Genomic DNA, 17,151 nt, shown 5'->3' on the forward strand with positions numbered 1-17,151 from the left:
TAAATAATTTTAAAAAAGAGAGGTAACACACTGCTACCCCTCTATTTTATTTAACGCTTCATAATGTTGATTGGTTCAAGATAACTTCCGTGTACGTAGCCATACTGGTGATCTTTATGATCAGAGAAAATCTGATACCAGGTTGCACCCGCTTGATTTCTGCCAGGTACGTAAGCAACATAATGACCTGCTTTTGGGAACTGGAATTGCGCGGCTGAACTAGTTGACGCATCAGAGCGAACGTATAGTCCAGCTGTCGTTGTTTTCGCAATTGTATAGTAGCCATAATCTTTCTTGCCTAAAAAGTTATCTGCACGATACATATGACTAGCAATTTTCTGACCCCAAAGCGGATCTGAGGCATAATTAACATTCATACCATGCCCTTTCAAACCAAGCACCGCACCGCGGTACTGATCCCCGCCTGGAGTTAAGTAGCGGTTGTTCATTGAGTTTGCGACATGATGAATGGATTCTTCGAAACTATTAAACGGCTTCGCATTTCCGAGCGGATCACTATCATAGGCTCCGTAACCGAATAGATTTTTACGCTGCTCTGCTATCACACTTAGTCCATAGCTGCTTTCATGAATCGCTTTTCCAAATAAATAGAGAGCATTAATTCCGTATTTCTCCTGTGCCTCAATAAACACATGTCCAAGATTTAAAAGCGGGCTGTCTGTTGCTACATTTTTACCGTTAATTGTTTGGTTAACAGATGCGATGTAGCGGTTCAAATCTTCTGCTGTATAATTAGTCTTCGTGCGAAGCGGCAGGAAGTTAAAGTATTGATACGCAGTGCCAACTTTTTGGCCTGACACGTTGAAGAAATCATATCCGTTTAGACTGTAATAGACTTGTCCATTTTGCATAAAGGAAGGAGCATCTGAATAGGGCCGTGCCCATTCATATTCTCCTTTTAGGTGGTCAAACCCTCTGTAATGCAGGACTCCGTTCGTTACCGTATATTGAGCGCGGCCTTTTTGAAGTTCAGTTGGAAGCAGCCAAGCTTCAGATTGGCGAATATACCCTTCTCCGTCAGCATAGCGGACGTGCACCCAATTTTCATCTGCATTAATATATTGAAGCTCTGTCCCTTTAACAACATAGGTCAGCTGGCTTGTCTTAGCAGCATTCATAATCCTTACAATTTCTTGACCTGCAGGCGGATTTGCAACCACTAACCCGTTCTTCATCTTCATAAGGTTCTGCCCTTGGTAAATAAGATCTTTACCAGTATTTGCTGCTTGTTGATACGTCAGATAAGCTTGTGTATCTAATCTCACTTGTCCGTTTACAATCGTACCTGTTTTATATAAATCATTTAGACTATCACCAGACTCTAAGACTTGAAGCATACGTACAATAAACGCAGCAGCATGTGCACGGGTAGCATCATCTTTAGGACCAAAACGCAGCCTTTGATTACTGGTTGGGATCCCGTGAATAATTCCTAAATAGGTGTTATTCGCTACCGCCTCTCTAAAATTAGGATGAATCTGCTCAACATCTGTAAAAGTTAAAGCCGCAGGTGTCAAAGACATGCCCTCATATTCTAAAGCACGACTAATCATCGCAGCCATTTGTTCCCTTGTTATGTTACGTTCAGGATAAAACGAACCATTTGGGTAACCCGCAACAATTCCACTCGCAGCTGTTCTTCCTATCCCTTGAGCAAGAGGGTGACTTTGGGGAACATCCTCAAAGTTTGAAACACCATTTGGAAGAGACAATGCTCTTGCTACAAATGTTGCAAATTGAGCACGGTTCACTCTATCATCTGGTCCAAATCTACCTGGCCCGTAGCCTTTTAAGATACCTCTGTTCACCGCTTCTCTCATTTCCGCTTCCAATGAATGGCCTGTTAAATCATCCTGCACTTGAGCCACCATTTTATTTGGAGCATATATTAAAAACGAAGAAAAAAATAACACGGTGACAAGCATCAGTTGTATACACTTCTTCATATCTATTTTCTCCCCTCGACCTGTCTATTAAATTAGTTATTTACTCGGTCTAGAAACACAGAAAATTCAGCGCGAGTAGTCGCTTGGTTAGGACCATAATTTCCATTAGGCATACCAGAGGAAATATTATTGGCTTTTAATGTATCAATAGCTCCGTAAGCCCAATGTGTTTTAGGCACATCCGGGAATGGAGAGGTGCTGGTTCCTGATAGTTTATAAGCACGTTGGAGAATAGCTGCCATCTCAGCACGTGTTAACGTAGCATTCGGGTCAAACCTTGTAGCCGTTTTACCTGTCATAACCCCCGCTTGTTCCACCGCTAGTATAGTAGAGTAATAGGTAGAACTTGGATCTATATCTGTTAAAGATGTTTGACTGCCGTTGCTTGTCAAACCTAGCGCACGAGCAATCATGCTGGCTGTTTGAGCACGAGTGATTGGTTCATTTGGTCTAAATGTTCCATTATCAAAACCACTTATAATTCCTTCATTACTTAAGTTTAAGATCGCTCCTCTACCCCAAAAAGTAGAATTAACATCAGAGAATCTTTGCACTTCATAAGATGGGTTATAGATCGCTTCTAAATGATCAAAATATACTCGTCCATTACCTTGCTTAGAAATTGTAGGCTGAGCAATATATACTTGCTCTATGCGGATAGGTGCAGTCAAGCCTTCAGGTATATTAGCTCTGACATGCTGCCAGCCTCTCCAATTGAATCGGTTTTCTTGTGTAAAATCAACAGTATGACGATTTCCCTGCCCATCAAGCAATGTAGCCCGTAACCAGTGTTCACGTCCATCACCATACGCCCACATACCGATTTGTTTCGGGTTGCCTAATAACGTTTTCGCTTGATCAAATTTCACGTAGGCCGCTGATGTACCTGATTCACCTTGAGTATAATCATAATTCAGGCGCACAGAAGACTGTCCCATTCGGATTGGTTCATAACTTGTTGCTCTTGCAATAGATGCGGTTGCTCTCGCTGCACTTGCTGAGAGTCCAGTGGTCGAATCAAAATCATTAACCACTAAAGCATCCTCTGTAATTTCAATTGGTGCTGCTTTAGATATAACTTGTAAAGTAGTTGGAACCGCTCGCTGTCTGCCTCCTGGATCAGATGGTCGGTTAACTACAGATACATGATCAGCCCATGGATAACGGGCTACCATTGTAGTAGACCCACCCCCATCTAAATTGATGGCATTATGAGCACCTATGGAACGCATGTAGGCAGCAAGTTCGGGAATCGTTACACCATTACTGTAGCCAGACTGCCTGCCATCAATGGTGACTAAGAAAAGTTTTGTTCCATCACTTGATGCACCAACTGCCGTTCGAGGTGCTCTCTCTCTAGCAAAAGGACTTGATGTACTCATAGAAATAGATGTTTGCCCATTTCTTACGAGAGTTGGTCCTGTTGCTAATATAAACTCTGCATCTCTCCACGCATCATTAATTGAGGCTTCGACGGTTAATTCATCTCCAACGCTTACACCGGTTAATGCATCACGGAATGGTCCTCCATTTGCTGAAATAACAAATCCATCTTTAGGAATTGTTGCATTCGCCCCTTCTCCTAATCTGCGAATCTCTGAAACAGTACCAGTAATCTTATCTCCGAATGAAAAATTCGCAGCACTTTTATTCGTGTTTGTTACAACAATATCTGTAACCCACTGACTTGCACCAGTCGTTGCCTCTTTATAACCGCTCGTATAAAGGACAGCTTCCCTTTCCCCGCGAGCACCGTTAATTGAGCCTAAATCATATGTTTGTCCATTAACATAAAATGTTGCCTTTGTCTGAAAGTCTGTAAGCGTTAAAGCCCCGTTGCGATTCACACCGAAGGCAAATGGTGCATTTACCGGCCCTCCTTGATCATTAGATAGAACTCCATAGTTTAAGATCTTATTATTTTCAACAAGCAAATTGACCGGCATACCATTACTCATATTGTAAAAAGAAGCATTTACTGCCCCTACTACTCGATGGTTTTCATATGTATTTGCCATCGCTTGCTGAGAAGTGGTTTGAACACGCCCTATTGGTGTAGGATAATACAACTCTAAACCAACATTTGGATTACGGTACTGAACATCTAATACTTGTACGGCTTGATTTCTGCCGCTCCCGCTGTAAGACTCTCTTACAAGCGAAACTCCTTCTGCTAAATCTTCTTTCTTTGCGGATGTTTTCGTTCCAAATCCGTTATAACTATACGCTTCAACCGGCACCGCTAATGAGGCCACCAAAGCGACTAGAACTATTTTACTAATAAAACGTTTCACTTGCTTCACTCCATCATATTTTCTCAAAATATAACTCTTCTTTATATCTTTCGTCATATTTCATCTATGATTTTACAAGATTACCATGTTGTTTAAAAGATTTATTGGAAAACTTTGTGATTAAATAGGTAAAACCATACTTTATGCTCATAATTTGTGTAATTTTGTTTTTTTCTACTATAATTACAACCTGTTTTCATATATAGTAGAGTTAATAACACATTGTCAAATTTTACATATTGGAGGCCTACTTACATGAAGCAAAAAACAATGCCAGCAATCTTAGCTACTTCTTTCCTCGCAGCAACTCTATTTACTCCTGCTGCCCTTGCAGAACATACGGTTAAACTACCAGCAGCAGAGAATCAAGCTGCAATACTAGTAGACTCTTTTACAGACGTACCGAATGATCACTTCGCTTATGAGGCGATCCACTACCTTCATAACCTTGGCTACATTTCTGGTAAAGGTAATCATCAATTTGCGCCGCAAGCCAGCATTACCCGTGCTGAAGCCGCATTAATGATTGTTAATGTTACCGGATTAAAAGCAACTGATTCCTACTCATTACAAGTATCGGATGTTTCTGCTAACCATTTTGCCTATGATGCTCTCCGTGCTCTTGAGCAAAAGAAAATTATGCAAGGCTATGAAAAGAAAATGCGTCCAAATGACCCTATTACTAGAGCAGAGGTAAGTGTTCTTCTTAGCAAGAGCTTTAACTATGCTGAGCCGGCACGCTTCCACCATTTTACGGATGTAAACCGCAATGCTTGGTCGTATGAATATATCAACAAGCTTGCAGAAAACGGGATCACCTCACAGCAAGGGGCAAACTTCATGCCTAATAAACAGACGACTCGCGCAGAATTTTCTATGTTTGTCGCCCGTTCCCTTAACGATCGTTTTAAATAAAACAAAAAAATCCCTCAGGCCATAAGCTTGAGGGATTTTTCTCTTACTTTTTATCGATATTGATATAGTACGGATGCAGGCTTGTGTCGCCGTTTGTATCTTGAACGACAATGCTGTACGTTCCTTTTGCTAAGTTTGCTCGTACATATTCACGATCGCCTTTGCCGTAATAATCTGCACTTGCTACCGTTTGTCCGGCACCATCAATAATTTTTATCACTCCATCTAAATCAGAAGGAATGTCTAATGTTGCTGTATAATAGCCTGGCTCATTCACAGTGAATGAGTGCGTTTGGTGTACCTTGCCGCTGTGATGTTCTACCGGCAAGAAGCCCGTAGTTCTCCAGCTATTCACCCCAACTGCACGAAATGCTTGTGGTTGTGCACGTGTGTGATCAATTTCTGAGACTTGCAGACGATAAGGCGTCAAGAGCGTATCTTCTCCAGAGAAGAAAGAATCATTGGCTACCGCAATAAAGTAACCAGCTCCAGATTTAACACGGAACGAACCTCGCAGTTCAGCCTCATCAATATACATTGGCATAAACGGCATGATACGCTGCTCTTCATCCCCAGTGATCTCACCATCACCATTTGTGTCTTCAATAACTAAGATCAACGGGAGGATATCTTCAAAAAGATTTTCCGGTAAACCGCTTTTAATTGCCTGTGAAGCTGGGAGGTTTTCAAAATGGAAACCAGCAACGCCATCTTCTTTAGCTTTGTAATAGAATACATCTTGACGACCTGTCATAGAAAGATTGGCATTAATTGCGTAGTTTGGCAGCTTTGCAGCATTGGTCAGGTCATCATTTTTCCAGTAAGCATCCTCAATATTTTCACGAAGCATAGATAGTGAAAGCTCGTATGCTTCAAGCGATGGCTGACCGTAGCCTACGTTATTACCCATTGCCACTAAGTACGTCGCGCCTTCTTCGAGTCCCAGGTGAAGCACAGGTTCTCCGTCTAATTCTTCACCCGTAAAAAGGTTGTACCCTCCTGATTGCGTAAGGTACGTCAAATACGTCTCTCCTTCTTCTGTTTCATTCAACTTAAATACTTCTAATAACGGGTTTAATGAATTTGCCTTGTTCCAATTCAATTGGTATAAGCCATTCATTTCAGGCGTAATCGTAAAGAAATCAAAGTCACCGTACATTTGGAAATAACCATCTAGATTGCTGTTTACGTCAAGTTCTCTTGCTGTACCAATGATGCTCTCAAGCTCTTCTTCTTCAAGGTACAGATCAAATCCTAATTGGAAGTAATCAAGCACCTGCTTTTCAAAGCTTTGACGTGCTGTCCTGTAATCCTCGAACTCTTCTTCGGTCCATTCTTCATCATATGGCGGCATATCGTAATCATTTGGATAACCGTCTTCATCTTCAGGGAGGACTTTTGCCCGGATATTCATTTGGTAAGGAAGATGAGAGGAATCTCCGTGCATTGGACCAAATTCAAACATATCAAAGAACATGAACATAAATGGATCTAAATCAAATGCTGAACGCGTTGTTACTTCTACGACATATTCCATACCTGGAATCGTCTCAAACGTAAGCTGTGTATCTACTCCAACACCATAGGATTGATCCTGATACATTGGGTATGGACCGTAGTCGTCATAATAAACATCTTCCATATCCATATACTCTTCTAACTCTTCACGCTCGCCGTAGAACATATCAAATTCTTCTGCAAAATAAACATTGATCGCCGTATCAATTCCAGGTACCCCAGGAATCGTGATCTCTACTACTTCACCTTCATCTGATGTGAAGCGGAAATAATCTTGATCTCCCTCAGGACCAGCTAAATAAAGCGGCCCAGCGACATCTTTTGCTGTAGTAAACGGGAAACGATTAATCTCAATTGGTGAATCTACAGTTAGACCATCTTCTAAGTACTCATCCGCACGCTCTACCTCTAGTGTGAACGTGTGCGTTGAGTCATTCCGATAATGTTCATTTGTGTCATAAACAGCAGCAACAATTGTTCCATCCATCAGCGCCTCATGAAGAACTGCTTCTATTTCTCCTTCACGCACTTTATCGATTACAATTGGTGCCTCGTCGCTTCCTTCATACGTCAGCTCAATCGCTAAATCATATAAAGCAGAACCTTCTAATTTAAACTGAAGCAGCTCGCCTTCGCGGACATCAATGCGGTACAAATACTTGTCAGCCATGTTTTTAAACGAACCTTCAGCTTTTGCTTTGTCATTTGTAAAAGACAACGTTGATGTTGACTCACCGCCAGCACTTGGCAGTTTTGAAACGTCAAATGATAAAGCTCCTTTTGGATTGACCATACCAAAACCAAACTCTGTATCATACCCTTTTGCGCCAAGATCTGTTGCTGTCTGTTGCAGGATATACATCACCTCATACGAAGTAAGGTCAGGATACTTTGATTTCAACATCGCAGCAACCCCTGCAACAATCGGAGAAGCCATCGATGTACCTGACATCTCTTCAAATGTAGAGTGCTTATCCACATCAAACATCGGTGCATATACCTGGTTTCCTGGTGCTACCACATCAAGAGCAGGTCCATAGCTTGAGAACCATGCAAGCTCATTTGCTTGATCAGTCGCCCCGACATTAATAACCCCCGCATACGCCCCGGGATAGCTTTTAATGGTAGAGCCATTATTTCCTGCAGCAGCTACTAATACAATTCCTGCTTCAACAGCAACATCAATCGCATCTTGGATAATGGATGACGGCATCGTCGAACCAATACTCATATTAATGACGTCAACATCCTTCTCAACTGCATGAAGAATCCCTTCGGCAATTGTGAAGTCAGATGTGAACATACTGCGGTTAAATACATCAATAGAATAAATGTCAGCATCTGGATAAACTCCATAACCGCCAACTTCATTTCCTTTTTCACCCGCAATAATTCCGGCAACATGCGTACCGTGTGAATCAATCTGCGGACGCTTCAATGGGTCAAGGACATTGTATTCACCAACTAGAGCATGTTTTAATTCAGGGTGATTACGATCTAAGCCGCTGTCGATTACCCCGACCGTTACCGCATGATCACCTGTCAGCTTAAGTGCTTCCTCGATCCCAAGTTCATTTAAATGATACATAGATGAAGCTTTCGGATCGGTGACAGCCAGCTGTTGAAAAGGTACACTCGCCTGCACGCTGATCACTGAATCAAGGGCTGCGTATTTCTTCGCCACCTGCTCAAGCTTCATTCCGCCGCGGACCTTTACAACATCATATCCCAGCGTCGGAATACGCTTTTGAAGAGTCGCTCCCGCCTTTTGGTGATCGGCATTAGAAATCGCCTCCGAATACTTAATGACTAATGTATCCTCACTCGGTCTTAACTCTTCATTCTTTACTCGATTCGAGGAAACAAGTTCATCTGATTCTATTCCTAAATCACCTAGTAATTTCTCAAGTCTTTCTTGGTTCGAGTCACCTGTCGTTATAGCCGCTGAGACTGGCTGTGCGATTAAGGAGCTCACTAATAAGACAATCATAAATAGTAGAAACGTTTTGTTGCTGCGTCTGAACATGATTACCCTCCTACAGTGTACTAGTTTAAATAGTCTATCTACCCTAGTTTACAGGAAAATAGTAGAAATATATAGAATTATTTTCAAGTAGTAGAGCAAAAAGAAAAGCTGTGTAGAAGATTGGTATAACCTTCTACACAGCTTTCGTTCTTAATATAAATAATCTTCTTCAAAATCAAATGAAAAATCTTCTACATAATAGATTTTCCAGCTTGAACCGATTTTCTTCATGTAGAATGTCGGCTCATAATCGACTGTTTCTACCACATCACGTCTTTTATCTGGATCGTAGTACTCAAACGTCATTGTTGCCCCTGTCCCTTTAACTTGAGCAAAGCGCGTATGGTTGCTCTTCACAGTGAAAGTCAGCTCACCTGTAATATTCATATCAGCTAAATAACCATATTCATAGATTTCTGTTGCAAACGCTTTTTGGAATCCTGTATAGTACGTGTTGATATGGTTTGTAAGCTGTGCTTTAGTTGCATTATCTAAAGAAAACAAGCTTGTTTGGTATGAATTTGCAAGTGAGACAAGAGTATCTGCACTTGTAAGATTTTTCGTTTCACGGTTTAATGCACGGTGCAGAAGCACTCCTGCCTCACCGCGTGTAGCAGCACGGCCCATACCGAAAGTTGTTTGACTTACACCGCTCACAAGTCCAATCGAGCTTGCTTTTTTGATATCTGCTGCAGCCCAGTGGCCAGCCGGAACATCTGTGAAGTTCTTTGCTGTACCGCCTGTAAAGCTGATCGTATCTGAGAAAGCACGTACAATCATAGATGCGATTTGTTCACGAGTTACATTTTGGTTTGGACCAAATTTACCCCCGCCAAGACCAGCAATAATTCCGTGATCACTAGCAATCGCAATCTCATTACGCAGGGCATGGTTCGCTGGTACATCTGTAAAAGGGTAGCTTGTGCTTGCACTTTTTCTAGTTAACTGCAGGGAACGAACGATAATCGCTGCAAACTCAGCACGCGTAATCGTACGATTTGGTCTAAATTCATAATCACCTTGGCTCGTTTTATAGCCGCCAAATATATCAGCGTTCACTAAATCATCTAGCTGATCAGCACCCCAGTGATCCCACACATCAAATAAAAAGTAGCTGTCAAAATCACGAGTCTGTGCAGAAGCAGACATTGGTACAATGGCAGTGAACGAGAGTAATACAGCTAAAAACAGCGTAAAAATCTTTTTCAACTCTTTCATCCTTCTTCCTTTTTCAAGTAATGATTTCTACCGTAGTTTACTCTCTCATAACAGACTTTGTATACAGGATAAAAGAATTAGTTTTTTACTAAAATTATACTGACTAGAGACACTTTACAAATTGGTGAAAAAACCTTAAACTATTTGATCAAAAAGCAGAATCCCTTACTGGGCCTCTGCTTCGAGCGACTGCCGTACTTCTTCAATATGATCTTCGAATGTTTCTTCTGTTACCCACTCGCCAAAATCAGCTTCTTCAACCTCTTCATCTTGAAGACGTGCTGCTATCCCATCTCCAACTTCGGCATAAAAATGATGAGCATCATAAAAACGATCCAGATTCGTCGTCACTTCATTTATCGTCATAAAGTTATATACACCGCCGAACACCTCGATAATCTCCCTTAACCAATGCGTGTAATCTGGAAGCCGTTCTTGTTCATACAATAAACGAAGCAGCGGCTCAGTTACCGGTGTTACGTACACGATAAAGTCAGTATCCGGATTTTCATCGACCATTTGCTGCAATTGATTCTTGTATCCAGAATGGTATTGATAACTAGGAGCATAATGGATCCCTTTATACCGTCTTAAGTCACCTTTAATCAGCTCGTCCTTATCTTCTTGACTGATCTGCTGAAACTCAGCCGTGTGGTGCCTGTCATAACGCCTCACAAATTGTTCGGTATCGATTAAAGATGACCAAGCATTCTTGTAGGAATATTCAAATGTATCCATTGATAATAACGTCTTAAAGCGATGAAGCGGATCTTCCACCGTTTCAAAATACTCGCTTGGAAATTCTGTCTGCTTCCTTGTTTCATTCGTTGTGAAAAAATCAAGCCCGAGCACGATCAGTTCAAGTTCATGCCCATGTTTTTTAGCAAAATGAATATATTCATTAAACTCTTCAATCGAAACCGCAGGAACGGAATAATTGAACATTTTCACGCCTTCAAACTGATGCTGATCCACAACTGTTGAGCGGCTGCTTCCAAGCAGAAGGGCATTGTACTCTTGATCGGTATAGGCAAGGTGAAGTGATTTCTGCTCCCGCTCATTAATACTGTCTTGCCGATCATTAAATGGGTTGGCATGATCAAACGCCCATAATGGATCCACCATATAATTAAATCCTCCAACAAGCATAACCAGTACCACACATACGGCTGCAAGCTTTATGAGCCAAGCCTTATAGACACCCATCCATAACCACCACACTTAGAAATTGAAATATAAAAACTCACTCACTTCAGATAAGCTTAAAATACTGTAGATTAATGCCGCTGCACAAATCAACACATGATAAAAATTCGGTTTAAAAGCTTCCATTCTCTCAATTGAGTTTCGCCATGTTAAAACGACGATAAATGCCGCTGCTGTTAAACCAAGCCCCCAATAAAAGTCCGCCTCAGCCATTTGAAACTCAGCCGCAAACGTAAACCAAGCCATCTGCTCCGCTGCCCATTCAGGAAGCGCAAACCCTGAGAACCCAGCCATTCCTTTTAATACTTTCAACGCATCCTCAAAGCTCTCTGCTCTAAAGAACACCCAGGCAAAATTAACAAATTGAAAGGTAATAAACCAAGCTAACACCTTATTCATCTTAAACCCGAGTTGCTGCCACAGGCGATTGATCATCATCGCCACACCGTGAAGCACTCCCCATAGCACAAACGTCCAGCCAGCCCCATGCCAAATTCCGCTCACAAAAAAGACAATGAACAAATTTACGTACGTTCTTACTTTCCCCCGCCTATTTCCACCAAGCGGGATATACAGGTAATGGGTAAGAAAACGCCCAAGAGTCATATGCCACCTTCTCCAAAACTCTTGAATACTAAGAGACTTATAAGGAGATAAGAAGTTTACAGGCAAGCTGATATTAAATAGGAGTGCAAGGCCAATCGCCATATCAGCATAGCCGCTAAAATCAAAATACAACTGAAACGTGTACGAATAAGATACGAGCCACGCTTCTAGAAAGGTTAACGACTCACGTACATCAAAACCGTTTGTCGCTGTCTGGGCAAACGTATCTGCAATCGCCACTTTTTTAAATAGTCCAATCGAGAAAATAAAAATCCCCATAGCCATATGCTTTGGATTAATCCATCGATTTTGGACGTCTTCAAATTGAGGCATCATCTCTTTATGATGAACAATAGGGCCCGCGATCAACTGAGGGAAAAACGTGACAAAAAGCGCATAATCAAGCAAACGGTAATTCTTTGTCTCGCCCCGGTAAGCATCAACCAAAAAGGCTATCTGTTGAAACGTAAAAAAGCTGATCGCAAGAGGAAGTGTTAACTCCAGCAAGGCCCAGTTCGCATCCAGCAGCGTATTGACCGTTCCAATAAAGAAATCCGAGTATTTAAAGTAGCCAAGTAAAGCTATATTTCCAATGATCCCTAGTGTAACAAGAGCTTTTCGAATGGCGGGTTTGCGATCAGATACTAGAGCACGTCCAATCAAAAAGTTCATCGCCATTGAGGCTAAAATCAATGGCAAATATAAAACATTCCACCAGCTATAAAAAAAGAGTGAACTAACAACGAGCCACCCTTTGCTAAATGTAATCCATCCACATCGATTAAAAACGAAATAGAAGAGAAAGACGATTGGCAGAAACACAAACAAAAATTCATATGAATTAAATAACAACCGAATCCCCCACTTTATGTCACTCTCTCTTTTTACAAAATTCAACAAACTCCCAACCGATTATATCAAGCTTTCCCCATCTCGACAATCAAAGGGAAAACCCCTCTTCATTAAGAAGAGGGGTTCAGCACCCAATTTATTTCTTCTGGTGCTCCACCACACCTGCTAGGGCGTAAAGAGCAATCATCGAAGCAAAGTGGCTGGATACATTCGTTGGGTCCTGCTGCGGGTACACCTCAACAAAGTCCATCCCAACAATGCCGCGCTTTGTAAATTCATAAATTAACGTAAGCAGCTCATATGACGTGAGGCCGTTTCCGTCAACTGGCCCACCTGGATTAAAGGCAAAGTCGAGTACGTCACTGCATACTGAAAGGTAGACAACATCTACACCTTCGCTTGCTTGGTCATACAAGTCTGCCGCAAGCTTACGAATATCCTTTGCTTCGCGGATATCATTGATCGTAACCGTCTTCGCACCAGCCTCTCGTGCAAACTTGCCGCTCTCTGGCTTGTTGCGCGGTCCGTGGATTCCGGCATGAATTAAGCTTTCATTTCTGACACCATCAAGCTCATAAAGTCTCGCAAATGGTGTCGAACGGGCATATTTATCACCGTCGTGATGCGGCATATTATCATAGTGAGCATCTAAGTGAAGAATGCCGACTTTCTTACCCGTGCGCTCGGTTAATGCTTTAACAATCGGGTAGGTGATGCCGTGGTCGCCGCCAAGCGCGAGCGGGAATTTTCCGGAATCCCACATATCGCCTGAAAACGACTCAATCCGGTTCATCGTCTCAATTACATCTGCAGGAACGACATCCACATCGCCCATATCCGCAAGCTTCAAGTGCTCGAATACATCGATATGATCAAGCTCAGGCAAGTATCCGCTGTATCGGCCTGAGCATAAGCGCATTACTTTCGGCCCCAACTCACAGCCTGTGTAATCGCCCCATGTAACAGCACCTTCCCAAGGGACACCGTAGATTAATACATCCGAGTCTTCCGTTGATTCCGTCGTTCCATTAATCGCTCCTAAAAATGGAGGGGTATTTCCGTAAATATTCTCAGTCATCTTTATCCGCTCCTCTACCTCAATAGTCACCCTCTTTATATACCCGGTTTTTGAGCAAAATAATCATTATTCTTCTTCGTCGATCGTTAAGCCCTCTACATGCTTCCTTCCCAGTTGATGCTTCTTTTTACGATATTCCTTTGATTTGAAAATGATGTCGATATCATAGTCTTCAGGATAGAGTTCATTGGCTGAAACTTGTAGAGTCAGTCTCTTATGGTTGACCGTCTGCTTTTCTTCTTTCACTTGCACCATATAATTTCCTGCCTCATCCGGTCCTTTGTAGACAATCCCCAATTCGTTTGTTGAGGACAGACGAACTGTATCTCCTTGAACAAAGCTCCTTACAGCCTCTTGATCCTTCTTCTTCGTTGTTGGCTTTTTTCTCGCATGCTTGTTGATAATGATTTGTTTTTCGTAGCTTTTTTGCTTCGTATCTATGGTGTGATGCAGCGGGATACCTCCTGTTCAAGCTCACCTAAATCATTAATGGACCATGCATACGTTGTAATAAGCGGAGCGGTAAATTCTTTGTCCTGCATAAACCGTTTTAATTTACGACAATGATCTAAAAAAGATAGAACAATCGTCAACTGATCAGGACGCAGGAACAGTCCTTTATTGATCTGTTCTAAGTAGCCGCTCATCTCATCAAGAGAATGAATCGGCACACTAGATGAGATTTTGAGAATTTGAACCGCTTCTCGGACCTCCTCTAATAAATGTTCAATTCTTTTTTTATTGGTTAAAGGCCGGCTCGCTTTAATCTTAGCCTTCGCTCTTTTTGTAATGGCTTTATCTGCTACTTTATTTAAAATTCGGTGGTAATCAAGTTGCGGTAACACCAGATACTTGTGATAACGTTTAAAATAAAGCCGCCGAATATCAGTAAGAAAACGGTCAGCATAAAGATGGCTTCCATGTTGGTCCCTCCGTTCTTATAGGATAGTTTACGTTAGTTGGTGAGAGAAGTTTCACAGTTTTACTCGAACCTCACAAAAAATAACCCTATCCAATCAAGATCATAAGAAGGACAGGGTTATATTAATTAGAATAGCTATTCTGTTTACACTTTAAATTTAGATAGCAGCATTTTTAATTCCTCAGCCATTTCAGAAAGAGATTTGGCTGAGCTAGCTACCTCTTCCATTGCAGCTAACTGCTCCTCTGTTGTTGCAGCCACTTCTTCAGATGTTGCCGCGTTATTATTGGCAATACCCGCTAATTCACTGGTTGTTGCATTCACTTCTTGTATTCCTGCTGACATCTGCTCAGCTGTAGCAGAGACCTCTTGCATTTGCGGCGTAATGGACCTCATGCTGGATAAGATTTCTGCAAACTTTTCCATTGCATCGTGAGAGATTGTCATTCCATCTTTTACATTATGTGTTACTTTTGACATCACTTCTACAGAGCTTTCTGTATCCTTTTGTATTCCTTGAATTAATTCAAAAATTTGTTTAGCTGAGTCTTGAGATTGCTCGGCAAGCTTCCGAACTTCACCAGCTACAACCGCAAACCCTTTCCCGTGTTCACCTGCTCTAGCTGCTTCTATTGCAGCATTCAAAGCAAGTAAATTGGTTTGTTCTGCTATTCCTGTTATGACATCTAAAATTGAAGTGATTTCTTTTGAGCGTGTAAATAATGACCGAATCATAGTATTTGATTCAGTTACAGAAGCCTCTATTGAATTCATTTGTTTAATCGTATTTTGAATGGCTTCATTTCCTTCCTCTGCCTGCAATGTAGCTTGTTGAGTTAATTCAGCTACACTCATTGAACTCTCAGCGATTCTCCCAACACCCACCGTCAGTTCTTCGATGGATTGTGAGTTCTTTTCGATTCCGTTTGTTTGACTTTCCGCACTGCTGGCAACTGTTTGTATGGAACTAGCCACTTGTGAAGTAGCAGCACTCGTTTCTTCTGAACTTGCTGTGAGTTCTTCTGCTGAAGCCGCTACTAAGTCCGTTTTTGAGTCAACTTCATTTATTAATTCTTTAAGACTCATCTGCATTCCTTTAAAAGCTGAAGCCAATTGACCAATTTCATCATTTGAATGGATGGTGATTTCCTCAGTAAGATCGCCCTTGCTCACTGTCACTGCAGAATCAGTTAGTTTTCTAATCGGTTTAATAATTGAAAGGATTACAAAATATACAGATACACCGCCTACTACTAAGGCCATTGCAATAACACCAATGGTTGTGAGAAAAATAGGGAAGGCTGCTTCGTCTACTTCCTCTTCATACATATTGCCCGCAACTTTCCATCCTGTCATATCATTTGTGACAAAAACCATGTGCTTAGAATCACCATTTAACTCATAAGGAAATTCACCAATCTCTTGAGTGTATAAATTTTTATAATAAGCTTGAGTTGCCTGTGTTCCGCCCTCCTCAAAAGGATGGGCAATGTACATTTGGTTATCATCTAATAAGATCGCGTACCCTTGATTCCCTATCTGGACTGAATTAGCCAGCTCTTGAAGGTGTGTTAGGTCTACACTAACAGCTACAACACCAGAACCGTCTTGCAGAGCTTTTGATACCGTAATAACCATATCATCTGTTCCTGCGGCAATGTAGGGTTCAGATATAACGACATCACTTGTATTTGACATGGCATCAATATACCAGTCTCTCTCTCTTGGGTCGTAATCAGGATCCATCGCTACGGCAGGCTCTTGAATAAATAATCCATCTTCTTCTGTCCCCACAAATATACTTGTCGCCTCAGGGTGGAGGGCTGCATATTGTGCAAATTTCTCTCTTAACTCAGGGCTCTCCGTACCGTCATAAAGGTCTGATGTGACTGATTCAGAAAACACATTCATATCATTGATTTTAGGCTCAATCGTGTTGGTGATGATTGAGTTTAATAGATTTACATCTTGTTTACCAGCGGAAATGATTTCTTCTTCCACCGCACCTTTTGCAGCATTATAAGCTAACATTCCGATAACGACCGAAGGGATAATGAGAATAAGGGTAAAAGAAATAATCAATTTCATCTTTAACGTTTTAAGTAGTTTCAGTAAGCGACTCATCAGCAATTCCTCTCATTCTTTTAATTCGTTCAATTTTGGCACTCAAGAATATGTAAGACTTCCACATTAATTCTAAAATACCAGATAAATAGTACTATATACGACCTTGGTTCAGAAAGAAATGACTTATGAATTATTCTTAGTTTTCAGAAAATGGATGGAGGTCTCTCTAATTGGATTGCGTCTTTTGCCGCTGTAATTGCGTCCTTTCTGAAGCTAATCGCGCCTCTCCGGCCGCTATATGCGCGGGTTCCAGTCTATTTGCGTCACTCTCCTCTGATTGCGTCAGTTTACGCTGCTTATGCGTATGTTCAGCGGTGAATTGTATTCACTTCGGCGGTAATTGCGCCGCTCTCTCCCATCCGCATTCGGCCAATACTTGTGAAAATACAACAAGAGGCATTGACTCAGTCAATGCCTCCTAA

11 protein-coding genes are annotated in these 17,151 nt (G+C 41.6%); 1 reads left to right on the forward strand and 10 read right to left on the reverse strand.

Going from position 1 to position 17,151, the window contains the following annotated elements; translation table 11 throughout:
* Nucleotides 1–50: 50 nt before the first annotated feature.
* Both BPOF4_RS17185 and BPOF4_RS17190 read right to left on the reverse strand, forming a co-directional pair.
* Nucleotides 51–1,967, reverse strand: a complete 1,917-nt coding sequence (locus BPOF4_RS17185; RefSeq protein WP_012960498.1) for an S-layer homology domain-containing protein — start codon at nucleotides 1,965–1,967, stop codon at nucleotides 51–53.
* A 32-nt stretch (nucleotides 1,968–1,999) separates the two neighbouring features.
* Complete coding sequence (locus tag BPOF4_RS17190) at nucleotides 2,000–4,318, reverse strand: S-layer homology domain-containing protein (RefSeq protein WP_081457692.1); 2,319 nt, start codon at nucleotides 4,316–4,318, stop codon at nucleotides 2,000–2,002.
* 198 nt (nucleotides 4,319–4,516) lie between these two features.
* On the opposite strand from BPOF4_RS17190, the gene BPOF4_RS17195 reads away from it, so the two are divergent.
* Nucleotides 4,517–5,176 (forward strand): S-layer homology domain-containing protein, encoded by a 660-nt coding sequence (locus BPOF4_RS17195; protein WP_012960500.1) that lies wholly within the window; start codon nucleotides 4,517–4,519, stop codon nucleotides 5,174–5,176.
* 43 nt (nucleotides 5,177–5,219) lie between these two features.
* Here BPOF4_RS17195 and BPOF4_RS17200 read toward each other — a convergent pair whose 3' ends face one another.
* The 8 genes from BPOF4_RS17200 to BPOF4_RS17235 form a co-directional block, all read right to left on the reverse strand.
* On the reverse strand, nucleotides 5,220–8,720 hold the full coding sequence (locus BPOF4_RS17200) for a S8 family peptidase (protein WP_012960501.1): 3,501 nt from the start codon (nucleotides 8,718–8,720) through the stop codon (nucleotides 5,220–5,222).
* Between the two features lie 150 nt (nucleotides 8,721–8,870).
* Entirely contained in the window at nucleotides 8,871–9,938 is a 1,068-nt protein-coding gene (locus BPOF4_RS17205; protein ID WP_012960502.1) for an S-layer homology domain-containing protein, read from the reverse strand.
* A gap of 165 nt (nucleotides 9,939–10,103) precedes the next feature.
* Nucleotides 10,104–11,144, reverse strand: a complete 1,041-nt coding sequence (locus tag BPOF4_RS17210) for a hypothetical protein (protein WP_012960503.1) — start codon at nucleotides 11,142–11,144, stop codon at nucleotides 10,104–10,106.
* Between the two features lie 15 nt (nucleotides 11,145–11,159).
* Nucleotides 11,160–12,602: an MBOAT family O-acyltransferase gene (locus BPOF4_RS17215; protein WP_041822518.1), complete on the reverse strand. Its 1,443-nt coding sequence runs from the start codon at nucleotides 12,600–12,602 to the stop codon at nucleotides 11,160–11,162.
* Between the two features lie 136 nt (nucleotides 12,603–12,738).
* Nucleotides 12,739–13,680, reverse strand: coding sequence for an agmatinase family protein (locus tag BPOF4_RS17220; protein ID WP_012960505.1), 942 nt, complete (start codon nucleotides 13,678–13,680; stop codon nucleotides 12,739–12,741).
* Nucleotides 13,681–13,746: 66 nt separating this feature from the next.
* Nucleotides 13,747–13,977 (reverse strand): DNA mismatch repair protein MutS, encoded by a 231-nt coding sequence (locus BPOF4_RS17225; protein WP_158305582.1) that lies wholly within the window; start codon nucleotides 13,975–13,977, stop codon nucleotides 13,747–13,749.
* A 140-nt stretch (nucleotides 13,978–14,117) separates the two neighbouring features.
* Nucleotides 14,118–14,525, reverse strand: a complete 408-nt coding sequence (locus tag BPOF4_RS17230; RefSeq protein WP_012960507.1) for a hypothetical protein — start codon at nucleotides 14,523–14,525, stop codon at nucleotides 14,118–14,120.
* Nucleotides 14,526–14,746: 221 nt separating this feature from the next.
* The gene (locus tag BPOF4_RS17235; RefSeq protein ID WP_012960508.1) at nucleotides 14,747–16,726 is read right to left on the reverse strand and encodes a HAMP domain-containing methyl-accepting chemotaxis protein; all 1,980 of its coding nucleotides are present in this window, start codon (nucleotides 16,724–16,726) and stop codon (nucleotides 14,747–14,749) included.
* Between the last annotated feature and the right edge of the window lie 425 nt (nucleotides 16,727–17,151).

The organism is Alkalihalophilus pseudofirmus OF4 (assembly GCF_000005825.2).
Classification (GTDB): Bacteria; Bacillota; Bacilli; order Bacillales; family Bacillaceae_D; genus Alkalihalophilus; species Alkalihalophilus pseudofirmus.

What these genes read in the sequence shown, in the direction of transcription:
- BPOF4_RS17185 (WP_012960498.1), bottom strand. Translation starts at nt 1,967, where the DNA reads ATGAAGAAGTGTATACAACTGATGCTTGTCACCGTGTTATTTTTTTCT.
- BPOF4_RS17190 (WP_081457692.1), bottom strand. Translation starts at nt 4,318, where the DNA reads ATGACGAAAGATATAAAGAAGAGTTATATTTTGAGAAAATATGATGGA.
- BPOF4_RS17195 (WP_012960500.1), top strand. Translation starts at nt 4,517, where the DNA reads ATGAAGCAAAAAACAATGCCAGCAATCTTAGCTACTTCTTTCCTCGCA.
- BPOF4_RS17200 (WP_012960501.1), bottom strand. Translation starts at nt 8,720, where the DNA reads ATGTTCAGACGCAGCAACAAAACGTTTCTACTATTTATGATTGTCTTA.
- BPOF4_RS17205 (WP_012960502.1), bottom strand. Translation starts at nt 9,938, where the DNA reads ATGAAAGAGTTGAAAAAGATTTTTACGCTGTTTTTAGCTGTATTACTC.
- BPOF4_RS17210 (WP_012960503.1), bottom strand. Translation starts at nt 11,144, where the DNA reads ATGGGTGTCTATAAGGCTTGGCTCATAAAGCTTGCAGCCGTATGTGTG.
- BPOF4_RS17220 (WP_012960505.1), bottom strand. Translation starts at nt 13,680, where the DNA reads ATGACTGAGAATATTTACGGAAATACCCCTCCATTTTTAGGAGCGATT.
- BPOF4_RS17235 (WP_012960508.1), bottom strand. Translation starts at nt 16,726, where the DNA reads ATGAGTCGCTTACTGAAACTACTTAAAACGTTAAAGATGAAATTGATT.